A 13,198-nucleotide genomic window follows, 5' to 3' on the forward strand; every position below is an offset into this window, starting at 1 on the left:
ACTTCTCCTTTACCATAACTTTTTTGCATAAATAACAAATTCTTCAAATGTTTTTGTTTGAGATAGCATATTAATTGTCCCTGTATCTGCCATTAGCTTCATCATAAATTGACTGACTTCTTGATGTAAAAAAAGATGATGTTTACGAATGTTAATTAAAAAGATACACTTAACTTCCTTTTTTTCGTAATGAATCGGTTTTTTCAATAAAATAACACCAATGCTATCTTTCTTGGCATTTTGTACCATACTATGGGGGCCGGCAATACCATTTTCATAGATCGTGCTAAACTTTTTTTCACGTTCTAAGACAGAACCTGGGTAACAACTATCTGCGTAACCATAATCCACCATTTGCTGGCTGTATGTTTCAAGAACATCTAAGTAGTCTTTACTATCCGAACTAAAAAACAAGTCTTTAAAAAATAAATTTTGAATCGTAGGAACTTTGTTGTTAACTGCTGTATCTTGAAAAAGAATCATATTTTTTATTCTTCTCATTTCTTTTTCGGTCATTGTTTCATCAATCATTATGACCACCACTTGTTTATTCAATTCGTCTAAAAGCTCTGTTGAAAAAACTAAGTCTGCTCCATCTAAAAGATCTTGTTCTATTTGTTGTGTTGTCCTAACTGTTACATTCGCTTTTGGAAAATGATTTTCAAAAAGAACTTTTAGTAATAACGTTTTGCTTCTTCTTGAATCTGAAACAACCAAGATATTACGAATATTTTGAATGGATTCTTGATTTTTTCTTTCTTGATGCGCTGCAAAATGTAAGGCTAAATAACCGAGTTCATCTCTAGATAGTGAATGTTGACTTAATTCCTTATGATATTCAATAAAGCGAATGCTAATTAAAAAAGAGTTGGTATATTGCACAGAGATTGAATTAATCAGGGAGTTGTTTAACTCTAATCCAAAAGAAATTCTTAGTAAAAGAGGGTAGACATGCAATAATAAACATTCCTTTAATAAATCATCATGTCTAAAGTCAGTCAAAAACTCTTGATCTATTTTTACTAAAGCTTGTTCTATTGACTCTTTCAATTCCTTTTCCTGTTCTTTTGGTACTTGATTAGACGTAGCCTTCCCGTAAATTTGTGATGCAATTAAATCCATTTCTTGTTCTTTAATGACTACCTTAAATTTACGTTCTAAATAGCGGACTAGTTTTTTTGTTAACTGATAACTTTTTTCATCAATCAAATTCTTATTAATACTTACTTCAGAAATATCATTTTTTTGACTGATTCGGAAGAGCAAAATTTTTAAATGAATTAAAATAGATTCGATAGTATTTTCTGTCATTCTCATTTCGTATTCATAAAGTAATTGAATAAACATTTTTTTCACTTCATCAAATTTCAATCCCTGAATAAATTCAAAGTATTGGTTAGAATTATGATCCAATTCCATTTCTTCTTTTATCATCTTAGAGAATAATTTTCTTTTCATCGCTTCTGAACCTTTAATGGTTAAGCCATAATGGGTTTTTGAAGAGAGAACGATATCAAATTCTAGTAATTGCTTTTTTATAATCTTCAAATCAGAAATGACCGTATTCCTTGAGACATCCAAGACTTCAGCAATTTGATCGATCGTGATGAACCCCTGATTTTGCAACAATAGATAGCGGATCAGCGAAAGTCGATACTCCTTATTTCCACCATCAAAAATTTCATATTGATTCAAGTAATCCAGAAACTCTTTAAATGTCACAGAATCGACAATTTCTAGTCTATATCCTTGATGAATCAAGGTCTTTATATCAAAGCCTTTTTTTATTCCTATTTCTCTAGCCTCTTTAATTAATTCTCTTATTTTCCTTTCAGAAAAAGAAAATTCTTGTTTTAATAGCTGAATCGTTACGATTGAATGCGTTTGAAATACTTCTAACAGCTGATTTATGTTATTCACATTTGTTCCTCCTTACTATCATTTTTACATCATATTATGATTTTATAAAAGGCAAATTTTTGCAAAAAGCTTTTGCAATTTTTTCAATTATATAAAATAGAATGCTGCTGTTACTTGTCCAAAGAGAACAAAAGAGGGTTTTATTTGGGAACTTTAACTTGAATCCTTTATACTATAAAAAGAAGTTACTTCTAAAAATGATTGAATGCGTTTTGTAGAGGAGGAAATATCGCAATGAAAAAAAAGAGGATACTAGGATTATTAGTGCTTATACCTATTTTTGTTTTTATCAATGTAGGTTGTACTTCTAACGAAAAAAAAGATGCCTCAGATAAAACCAATACTAATGCTGCTTTGTATACCTTGAAAGAACAAAAGAAAGCGTTGAAAAATTATGATACCTTCTATGACTTAGCTTTCTCCGACAAATCAAATGATCTTCAAGAAGGAACTTATCCTATCCCTGGTCTATTGGATACTCAAACACTTCTTCTAGGTGAAAATGGTCAACCAAGCATCAGTCAAACGATGGATCCTCAAGGGGTTACTATTGCCGACGATTACTTATTGATAAGTGCTTATAGCCATGATCAAGCCCACAACTCAGTGATTTATGTTTTAAATAAAAAAAATCATGAGTATATTAAAACAGTTGTTTTACAAGGAAAACCTCATGTTGGTGGAATCGCATATGATTCAGATGCAAAAAACATTTGGGTTTGTTCTGATACCGCAGATATGAAAGCCCAAGTTGTAGCAATTTCAATGGAGTCTCTTAAAAAGTATCGTTTTTCAGAAAAATATGAACCCATTCGCTATGAACAAGTGGTTGATTTGGGCGATATTAGAGAAGCTTCTTTTATTACTTATCACAATCAGGCACTCTATATTGGATTTTTTTCTGTCAATCATGAGGGTGTTTTAAATAAGTATCTCGTTGACTCAAATGGAACGTTCGATTTAGATGTAGATAAACAAGTAGCAATCTCTTCTGGAAACAACGATACTGATCCAGAGCAAGCCTATAAGATTACAAATAAAATTCAAGGAATAACTTTCTATGAAGAAAAAATTTTATTTTCACAATCATATGGGCCAGATAAATCTCACATCTTAGTTTTTAATGACTTAAATAAAGAACATCTTTATTTAGAGAAAGACTCTGTGGAAAAAATTGAAACTCCTCCCTATCTAGAACAAATCTACGCAGATAAAGATTCTTTATATACAATATTTGAATCTGCAACGGAAATTTATCGAACCCGTGAAGATATTACAAAAGTTGATCATGTTCTACAATTGAATTTGAAGAAACTCATTAAAGAAAAATAATTTAAAAAACGGGGCTGTGACATTCGTATGCCCCACCCCACTAAAACCGAATAAACGGTGTCCCAAAAGCAGCACGCCACTTCGTTTCAATCTCATCAACTTCTACACATTGGACAAGCTTGAGTTGCTATGAATCATGATGAAGGCAACGAATCGATGCTGGATATTACCTACTTGGTGAAGGTTTCTCGTAAATATGCCGAATAATCTCAAGAATATGGACGCTATTTTTGGATGATTCGGTTTATTTTTCGGAGCTACCCACTGCTGCCACAACTTCTTTTTTTATCATTAAAACTATAGAATTCCACTTCATTACTCTTTGTTTCAGTATATATTTTTTTCTTAGAAGCTTTGCTGCGTCAGAATACAGAATAATTTTGCAATTAAAATTATTTAAAACAAACCTCTCAATTAACATTTCTTATAAAAAAGAGGGAGCAATCTGCGACTTAATCTGTCCCTTCTTGCCCCTCTCCTATTAGTTTTCGTTTCACTTTATTAAATAAAACAATTTGTTCTCATTTATTCTACATTCAAACAATCAAGAACTATTTGCGTGTGCATTGCTGCGCCGTAGACTAAGCAGTCCTCATTAATCTTAAACTTAGGGTGGTGATTCATATAACCGCAACCTTCTGCTGCTGTTCCCCCACCTAATATAAAGAAAGAACCTGGTTTGACATCTGTATAAGCTGAAAAATCTTCTGAGCCCATCATGATTGGCGGTTCTACAACATGATTAACTCCTACCACTTTGTTTGCTGCTTGAATCACTAGATCTGTTGCTGCACTGTCGTTAATTACTGGGCTATATCCTAGTAGATAGTCTAATTCATAAGTTGCACCATACATCTCACAAACACCCTTGATGATTTCTTCAATTCTCTTTTTAACATATTTTCTAACTTCTGGATCATTGGTTCTAACTGTTGCTTGAATCCGTGCATCGTTTGGAATTACATTAGACGTTTTTCCAGAATTAAACTCTCCAATTGAAATAACTACATTGTCAAAAGGACTGATGTTTCTAGAAACAATATTATTCAAATTGCTAATTATCTCTACGCCAACTAAAATTGGATCAATAGACAAGTCTGGTGTAGAACCATGCGATCCTTTGCCATGAATATTAAGTGTCACCACATCGGAAGCCGCAGTTAGTGCGCCTTTACGAATACCAATCACACCAACGGGAACATTTGGGGCAATGTGTAGCCCAAAGACTTCGTCCACATCATCCATCACACCCGCTTCTACTAGTAATTTAGCTCCCCCAGGTGGCTCCTCTTCCGCAGGTTGAAAAATAAATTTCACTGTGCCTGCAATTTTGTCTTGCATTTCTGCCAGAACTTTTATCGCTCCTAATAGCATAGCAGTATGTGTATCATGTCCACAAGCATGCATAACACCATGATTTTTTGAAGGGAAGGTAACATCTGATTCTTCAATAATCGGCAATGCATCAATGTCAGCACGCAAAGCAACTGTTTTACCGGGCTTACTCCCTTTCAATGTGGCAATCACACTATTTTCAGTTAAGCTACTAATTTCCAAATTTGGAAATGTGTCTAAAATTCCTCTAATATACTTTGCTGTCTCTACTTCATGAAAAGACAATTCTGGGTGTTCATGAAGATGTCTTCTCCAAACAATCATATCCTGTTGCGGCATTAATTCTACTATACTCATCCTTCTAGTTCCTCCTTAGTATTTGTATTCAAAACTAAAATAATCAAAGCTGTAAAAATTCCCATGATTAAAAAGAAAATGAACGTGGAAATATATAACCCATTTGACATTTTTACTAAAAAACCAATTAAAATGGGTGAAACAAAACCACCCATAATACCACCCGTCGATAAAGTAGCATAACTTGGAGCAAATTTAGAGCCTGAAAATATTTTTAATGGAATGCTCATTAAGCTAACAAAAGTTATTGTTAAAAGTAAATTGGCGATTCCTAATAAGAACGTCAATAAAACAGTGGAGGAAACAAAATAGACAAGAAAAGCAGCAACGACACCTAAAATACTTGTTACTGAAACCACTATTTTTTCTCTATTTTGAAAAAATCTTCCTACAATATAACTACCACCTACAGCACCTATCAAAGAAAACACTCCAGCAATACTACTAACACTTGCTGCTTGGTTTAAAGTTAAACCAATTTGATCGGTTAAAAAGCTTGGTAACCAATTAATTAAGCCATACAAAATATTATTTATAAAGAAAGCGCCTAAAAAAAGAATCCAAACTCGCTTATCTGACCAGATTTCTTTTAATGAAACTTGGCTTTTTTTACTTTTTGATTCTGATAGAACTTTTTCTTTTGGAATAACAATAATCAAAATTAACGCAATCACCACTGCAACAATGGTGAGTATTTGATAGGCTCTTCTCCAACCATAATAAGTAATAATAGGTGACAATAGCAGCGGGCCAATAATTGCCGCACAGCCAGATGATGAAATTAAGATTCCTTGAGCAAACGTTCGTTGTTCCATCGGAAAATTCATTGTCACTTCTTTGCTTGCAGAGGAAGCATAGCCTGAATGAGCAATTAGTCCTGTAAGAAAGCGAATGACGATTAACATTAAAATTGACGTTCCTACCCCGAATAAGAATGAAAAAACACCAATCCCCAAAATCGAACCAATCAAGATTCTCCTTGACCCAACTTTGTTGATTGCAAAGCCCATTGGAACTTGCATCATTGCATAACCCAAGAAAAAGGCACTCATGACACCACCTTTTATTTCTGGACTTAGTCCCCATTCCTTTGCAATTGGAATCAATGAATAGGCGACAGACATTTTGTCAATATACACCATTGTGTACCCTAAAAATAAAGCTGTTAATAGAATTGCCAGTTTTTTCCCCTTTTTTTCCATACTCTCCCCTTAATTTTTCGTTTCCTTCAAACGATTTTTTTGTTTTTTATCTTTATATTCATGAAGTAGAGGAACTAGTACACTTTTATAAAACAACTCATTTCCCATACCTTTCACCAAATAAGATAAAGAATAATATCCTTATTATATATTCTTTTCGAAAATCATTCCATCTATTTTTATTAAAATTTATCTGTTTTGGTAAAAAAAAAAGAAGACTGACAAAATTCGTTTGAGAATCTTGTCAGTCTTTTCTTCTTAATTTAGTTCTTCCAATTCTCCATCGCGAATCCGCACAACACGGTCACAGTATTCAAGCAGTCGTTCATCATGGGTAACCATAACGATTCCTTTATTTTTATCTTTTGCTTCTCGACCTAATAGCTTCACTACATCAAAGGCCTTTTCCGTATCTAAGCTCGCTGTTGGTTCATCAGCTAAAATAACATCTGGTTCATGATACAACGCACATGCAATCGCAACCCGTTGTCTCTCTCCACCTGATAAATCACGAGGATATTTATCTTTTAAATCATAAATTCCAAGTGTTTTTAGTAATTCAATTTTTTTCTCTTCATTTCTACGACTTTTATCAACTTTTTCAATTAAGTGAAATTGATCTTCTACTTTTAGAAAAGGTACTAAGTTAGAACTTTGCAGAATAAAACCGATTTTCTTGAAACGCAAATCTAGTAATTGTTTTTTTGATAAATTGTTCAATGATTGGTTGCCAACTAGTACATCTCCGCTGGTAGGTTTTTGTAACCCAGCAGCAATGGTTAAAAAAGTACTTTTCCCTGATCCAGAAGGCCCAATGACTGCTACAAACTCTCCTGCTTTTACAGCAAAAGATAGTTCTTTCAAAGCTATTACTTCTGTATGATCAGAGCCATATTTTTTACTTACACTTGATAATTCTAATACATTTGTCATCTTTTTTTATCCCCCTATCGCAATCAAAGGATCGATTTTAGCAATTGTTCGAATAGAGAAGGCGCCCCCTACAATTGCAGAAACAATCAATAATATACTGAATATGCCCATTCGATTATAGTTCGTTGCATACGGCATTGACTCTGGTAAAAAGGCTACTGTTATTGCTGTTAAAGCTAATCCAATGCCTACACCAATCAATGCTAGTACTAATGTTTGTAATAAGACTGACTTCGCTAAATAACTAGTCGGAACCCCTTGAACCTTCAAAACTCCAAACATTGCTGTTTTTTGAAGCGTCATTACGAAGATGAAAATTCCAATAATGAAAGCAGCAATCACAATTAGGAAATATATCATGCCATCTAACGTTAAGTTTTGTGCGCTATATCCAGGTAATTTTTCTATAAAATCAGGAATTGCAATCACTTTGCTATTCCCATCAGACGTCTTAACTGTTTTATTATCCTTAGCACGAACGACATAGCCATTCACTACGTTTTGCATTGCTGGGTTCTCACCATATTTAATGCTTCTCCATGTATCAATAGATGTGTATAAAACTGGCACAATATTAAAGCTGCTTTTTTCAGTCCAGCCCACAATTTCTAACTCTTCATCATATTTACCAGCAGTTATCTTATCACCAATTTTGAATCCTTGATTTTTCAATGCAATCGATCCGATGACTTGATTTTTATCTGTGAAAGCTTTTCCTTCAATCACTTTTGGCATCAAGAAGCCTGCTTCATCAATTCCAAATAAGCTAACGTTTGTCAAATCGGTACTTTTATTTTTATCTTTTGCTTCGCCAATCGCCAATGACAATTGTCCAATCGGTTCTGCTGTTCCGCCAGTAATTGTTTCTTTCACTTTCTCTTCTACAACAGAAGCATTCAAGTTACTATTAGCATCATCAGCTAAAACAATCTTATCAGCCTTCCACTGGTCGACAGCTATTCGATTTCCTTGAGCAAGCCCGTTTGCCAATCCAGATAGAATAAAAATCAACCAAGCGATTAATACCATAACTGAGATGACTAATACATATCTTCCTTTTGAATACTTAATTTCATTAATTCCTAGAAACATAATCTCTCACATCTTTCCCTTTTAATTAATTTTGAATAGTAGTTACATTTTTGACTGCTATTTTTACCGAAATTCGGTTCTTTTTTTGCTACTTCCACAATATATCACTTATCAATCGATAAATCAAATATTTTTTATCGATTGATAAGCGAATATGTAAAAAGAGAGGATAAGACAAAACTAAATATCAGTTTTGTTTCATCCTCTAAATCCGAATAAACGGCGAAAAAAGTCTAGATATTAAGATATTTACCGAAAAATAACTCAATATATAAAGCGTATTGTGCGCTTTTCGGTCCGATTTTTCGACCCAAAACGACTTCTATTTCAACCTCTTTCATGTATCAATTTTATTTAAGTTAGACCATGCAACATTAAGTCTACAAATTTCTTGACGTCTTCTTGTTTCGTTTTTCTTTGGTACGTTGTTTGAATGCTTAATATGGAGCTAACATTGTATAAAACAAATCTGGTGGCATCATCCACACTAACCCCGTCTCTCAGCTGAACTAAGCTATTTTCATCAGTAAACACTGCTGCTAAACTATTAATATATGTTTGTTTAAAAATCGTATATAGTGTTGATCGATATTCTACTTCCATTTCACGGAACATATCATGAAGCATTAAAAATAAGTTAGTAGGATGCTTTTCTAACAATACATGAATCATTTTGCATAATTTCTCATCGACAGGCAGCGGTTCTTCAATAATAACAGTTAAATCTTTTTGAACACTATCCGTTAGTTGTTCAATCACAGCTATGTATAGTTCTTTCTTATTTTTAAAATGATGATATAAGTTGGGTTGTGTGATTTGGCAACGTTCAGCAATCTCTCTTGTAGAAGTGTTTTTAAACCCTTTTTCCATGAATAATTCTGAAGCAACAAGCAGTATTTTACGATGGGTCTGTTCTAAATCAAATTTTCTTGAGTTTTTTTTAACCATTGTTCGTTCATTCCTTTATTGATTCGTTTCATCATAGGCTAGTTTATGAGTACAACGATCATTCATTTACTTGCGTCGCACTCATTCTAACATAAATTTATACTTTCGTTGAACGTTTTTTTCAAAGACTTTTGTCTCTTCTTACTAAAAAAGCAAAATTGTCTCCTTCGATAACTGCTTTGTTTATAAAAAGATAATAAGCTAGAAACGATACTCGAATAAAATACACGCATCGTTTCTAGCTTACTCTATTTAAAATAGATGCTGATTAAGCGGTATGACGAAAAGCTAACATAATACTCATTATTCCAAAAACAATGGCATAAATCCCAATCAAAATGGGTAGTGTCATTGCTCCAACAACAGGATTAAATAGCAGCATGACTCCAATTGCTAAACAAATTAAATCAAAAATAAACAAAAGAATTTTCCAAAAAATATTTTTCCCTTTGTGTCTTTGGATATTCACAATATTTGTCACACTATCAATAATAAACCAAACAGCAAAGACAATCCCAACGAAAACAAAACTACCGTATAAATTCGTGACTAACAACCAACCAATTAGAAAATCTAAAACGGCCATTAACAAGTTAATCAACACTGAACCGCTGCCTGCTTCTCGTCCATACATTAAGGTGTTAATACACATTGCAACACCTCTAAAGATGGCTAAAAAGCCAAACCATAATATCAAAAAACCTAATGTCTGTCCTGGTCGATTAAACGCCAGAATACCAAATATAATAAAAACAACTCCTAGTAAAATTTCAACCCATTTCGGGATGTTGCGATTTGTAAAATCCATCAAACTCTCCTCCTCTATAATAGTGGTACAAATAGGGCACTGATTTTTTCTTTTAGTAATTGTTGCCAATTTTTTTCCAATTGCTTACTTGCAGTGATAGCGGTAGCCTTTTTCAAATCTTGTTGAAAATCGTATGTTAGTTGATCGATACTGCTTGAAGGGCCATACAGAAAAACTGAAATTTCATGGTTTAACTGAAAACTGCGAATGTCAAAATTAGTCGATCCAATCGTTGCCGTTTTGCCATCAATAATCATTAATTTACAATGTAGAAAAGCTGTGTTGTCATATTGATAAACCTCGATTCCAGCATTTAAAAGCGTATCTATAAATGAGTTAGTTCCACTAAAAGAAATTTCTCTATCGCCTTTTCCAGGAATCAACAACTGAACCTTTACACCACTTAAAGCAACTCGTCTTAACACCGCTAAAGATTCATCATCAGGAACAAAGTAGGGCGTTGCAATCTGAACTAAATCATCCGCTGAATCAATCAGCTCCAATAGCCCTTCACGAATAATTTTTTCTTGATCGTAAGGTCCACCATAAACCACTTGCCCCGTTTCTGTTCCAAATAATTCCTTGGAAAAATAGCGGTCTGCTTGTTTGAAAAAGGAATCTAAACTTTTGGGACTTTCATCGAAAAAGATCCAATCATATAAAAACGATTCCTGTAACTCGCAAACTAAAGGACCTTTGATTCGGATATTGGTGTCTCTCCAATAGCTAAATTTTTCTGTTATGCTACGGTATTCATTGCCAATATTTAATCCCCCAGTATGACCAATTTTGCCATCAATCACAACGACTTTCCGATGATTACGCCAGTTTAATCGCCTTGATAACCAAAAAGTATTCACAGGATCATAAGCTCTAACTTCAACGCCTGCTACTCTTAACTCATTAATAAAGGTAAAAGGTAACTTGATAGAGCCTAAACTATCGTACATGAAGCGAACTTCTACTCCTGCAAGTGCTTTTTCTATCAAAATATCCTTTATCTGTTGTCCAACTTCATCTGCTTTAAAAATAAAATAAAAGAGGTGAATATGATTTGTTGCATTCCTTAAATCTTCAAAAAGTTTTTTGTACGCTTCGTTTCCTTCTGAAAGAATCGTGATGTCATTTCCCATCACAATAGAACGGCCAGAAAGTTTTTCCATTTTTCTTGATAAAATCGGACTTGATTCACCTCTTACGCTAGCAATTTCTTGTCTAACAAAATTTTGAAGAGCTGCTTGATTGATTATCTGTTCCTTTGGCAATCGACGAGTTCTTGGATCACGACCTAACAACAAATACAGTAAAAACCCTAAAACAGGAATAAAGTATAAAGCTAAAATCCAAGCAACTTTTGCTTTTGAATTTCTATTATCAAAAAGAAGTAAATAAATGGAAACGCCGATTGCAACTAGTTCAAAAGCCAATAGAATGAAAAAGAAACCATTAGTAAAAACTGCTACTATAAATAACAAGAAAATAGTCACTAAACTAACGGTCATTATTTGAGTCAATTTATTTTTCATCCAGTTGAACCTGATCTTTTTTTAAAAAGAAAACATCACCGGCACTAACTGCCATTAATACCAACCCGACAAATCGAAAAAGAAAAATCATTGAACCAAACGGGTTAATTATCACCACGACTCCTGCTATAATGCCAATAATTCCTATAATTAGTAATAGATTTGCTGGTTGACGAACCTCTTCTTTCCCATTAGCATATCGGAAAACATCCAGTATGCCATTTAATAAAAGAATAATCCCAATCAGAATAACTGTTAAGCTGGCTAATTGCTTGTTATACAAATAAATAATTAACGCTAGAATTAATAAAAAGATACTGTACAATAACGGAAATAAATACGGTTCATTTTTTCCTTTGGTTCGTAAAGCACCCACTACATTAAACAATCCCATAACTGCTAAAAAACCGACAATAATAATAATCGTAGCTTTGTAAAGCATCTCAGGAATCAGTAGTGCTAAGAGACCGAATACAAAAAGACAAATACTTCTAAGGAGCACTTCTTTTTCTAACGTATTCATTATTGCTTTCATCAACACTCATCTCCTTTTTTAGTGTATTCTAAATCATTCAATTTAATTAATGAAATTGACTAAAATTCCTGTAATAAACACTGAAGTAATCGTCACAGTAGAAAATCCGGCAATAATCATTTTAGGTAAAATTTGACCTTCAATCATCGCAATTTCTTCTTCCGTCCCTTGAATACTTTTAGCAGCTTCTTGACTAAGTATCATCGTCCCTGGAAAGCCATATAAAGAAGTAAGTCCTATCGCTATTGCCATTGGAACACTGAAGCCTAATATTTTCCCAGCTATTGACGCAAATACTGCACTACCAAATACTCCAATAAGGAATGACAGTAACAGTGGAATCAATAAATCAATTAAATCTGAAACAGAAGTTGTTGCCAAAGGCCCATAGATAATTAATAGAATTCCCAACATCATTAATCCATAGGCATCAATCCCAACCAACATATTCGGTTTAAAGATTTTTAATTCACGAAGTAAAATCCCAAACAAAAGGCACAAGATAAAAGTATTCAATATTCCACCACTCAAATTATTAATAAAAGTAGAAATAACAACCACTAATCCTAAACAAAATAGAGTGCCTGCCGTGGTCTGTAAGGCTTCTGGAAGAATTGTTTTTTTAACATTCACATCTTCTTTAGGCTTAGGCGTTAATTTTAAGTTGCCTGCTTTATATTCTTGATGTAACCGTTGCGCTTCTTTTCTCAAAATAATTGATGTCAAAGGGAAACCAATCACTCCTTGAAAGGCTGAAATCAACACTGGCAACACAGCTACTGAAAGTAAGCCTAATGATAAAGCTTTCTCCTGAATCATAATAACTGAAATTGTTGAGCCTGAAATTGCACCCATCGCAGCGATAGAGTAATTTCTACTTTCAAACAATGGGCCTAATAGAAATAAAGCTGTAACGATTCCCAAAACTGAAAAGAAACCAATTAGAAACGTTCGCCACTGTTGCTTAAATTCGGAAATACTAATTGTCGTCCCTAAATGGACTAGAACAAGTCCGACCACTGTGCTTCCAAGAGTTAACATAGAGGAACTTGTTAACAAATCCTCTGGGAATATATTTGATTTAAACCCTACAATAAATATCAATGAAGCAACAAATAATGAAGATAACAATGATTTCGTTTTCTTTGAAACAAAATCACTAACTGTCCAAACAAGCATAACTACGGTAAATGCTGATACTGGATTCATA

11 protein-coding genes are annotated in these 13,198 nt (G+C 33.5%); 1 reads left to right on the forward strand and 10 read right to left on the reverse strand.

Annotated features, from left to right (window positions below; translation table 11 throughout):
* Positions 1 to 9: 9 nt before the first annotated feature.
* Positions 10 to 1,920, reverse strand: a complete 1,911-nt coding sequence (locus BCR26_RS00560) for a BglG family transcription antiterminator (RefSeq protein WP_084386966.1) — start codon at positions 1,918 to 1,920, stop codon at positions 10 to 12.
* Positions 1,921 to 2,154: 234 nt separating this feature from the next.
* On the opposite strand from BCR26_RS00560, the gene BCR26_RS00565 reads away from it, so the two are divergent.
* Positions 2,155 to 3,252: a YncE family protein gene (locus BCR26_RS00565; protein ID WP_069697008.1), complete on the forward strand. Its 1,098-nt coding sequence runs from the start codon at positions 2,155 to 2,157 to the stop codon at positions 3,250 to 3,252.
* Between the two features lie 525 nt (positions 3,253 to 3,777).
* Here BCR26_RS00565 and BCR26_RS00570 read toward each other — a convergent pair.
* From BCR26_RS00570 to BCR26_RS00610, 9 genes are all read right to left on the reverse strand, one after another.
* Positions 3,778 to 4,944 (reverse strand): M20 metallopeptidase family protein, encoded by a 1,167-nt coding sequence (locus tag BCR26_RS00570; RefSeq protein WP_069697009.1) that lies wholly within the window; start codon positions 4,942 to 4,944, stop codon positions 3,778 to 3,780.
* The gene (locus BCR26_RS00575) at positions 4,941 to 6,146 is read right to left on the reverse strand and encodes an MFS transporter (protein WP_069697010.1); all 1,206 of its coding nucleotides are present in this window, start codon (positions 6,144 to 6,146) and stop codon (positions 4,941 to 4,943) included. Before BCR26_RS00575 ends, BCR26_RS00570 begins: the two co-directional genes overlap by 4 nt.
* A 258-nt stretch (positions 6,147 to 6,404) precedes the next feature.
* Positions 6,405 to 7,079, reverse strand: coding sequence for an ABC transporter ATP-binding protein (locus tag BCR26_RS00580; protein WP_069697011.1), 675 nt, complete (start codon positions 7,077 to 7,079; stop codon positions 6,405 to 6,407).
* A 6-nt stretch (positions 7,080 to 7,085) separates the two neighbouring features.
* Complete coding sequence (locus BCR26_RS00585; protein WP_069697012.1) at positions 7,086 to 8,171, reverse strand: ABC transporter permease; 1,086 nt, start codon at positions 8,169 to 8,171, stop codon at positions 7,086 to 7,088.
* Positions 8,172 to 8,525: 354 nt separating this feature from the next.
* Positions 8,526 to 9,119, reverse strand: a complete 594-nt coding sequence (locus tag BCR26_RS00590) for a TetR/AcrR family transcriptional regulator (protein WP_069697013.1) — start codon at positions 9,117 to 9,119, stop codon at positions 8,526 to 8,528.
* A 268-nt stretch (positions 9,120 to 9,387) separates the two neighbouring features.
* Entirely contained in the window at positions 9,388 to 9,927 is a 540-nt protein-coding gene (locus BCR26_RS00595) for an HdeD family acid-resistance protein (RefSeq protein ID WP_069697014.1), read from the reverse strand.
* A gap of 14 nt (positions 9,928 to 9,941) precedes the next feature.
* Positions 9,942 to 11,453, reverse strand: a complete 1,512-nt coding sequence (gene cls / locus BCR26_RS00600) for a cardiolipin synthase (RefSeq protein WP_069697015.1) — start codon at positions 11,451 to 11,453, stop codon at positions 9,942 to 9,944.
* Positions 11,443 to 11,988, reverse strand: coding sequence for a DUF308 domain-containing protein (locus tag BCR26_RS00605; RefSeq protein WP_069697016.1), 546 nt, complete (start codon positions 11,986 to 11,988; stop codon positions 11,443 to 11,445). The genes cls and BCR26_RS00605 overlap by 11 nt, the downstream gene beginning before the upstream one ends.
* 42 nt (positions 11,989 to 12,030) lie before the next feature.
* Positions 12,031 to 13,197, reverse strand: coding sequence for a hypothetical protein (locus BCR26_RS00610; protein WP_069697017.1), 1,167 nt, complete (start codon positions 13,195 to 13,197; stop codon positions 12,031 to 12,033).
* Position 13,198 lies beyond the last annotated feature (1 nt).

The sequence above is a fragment of the Enterococcus rivorum genome (assembly GCF_001742285.1).
Classification (GTDB): domain Bacteria; phylum Bacillota; class Bacilli; order Lactobacillales; family Enterococcaceae; genus Enterococcus_L; species Enterococcus_L rivorum.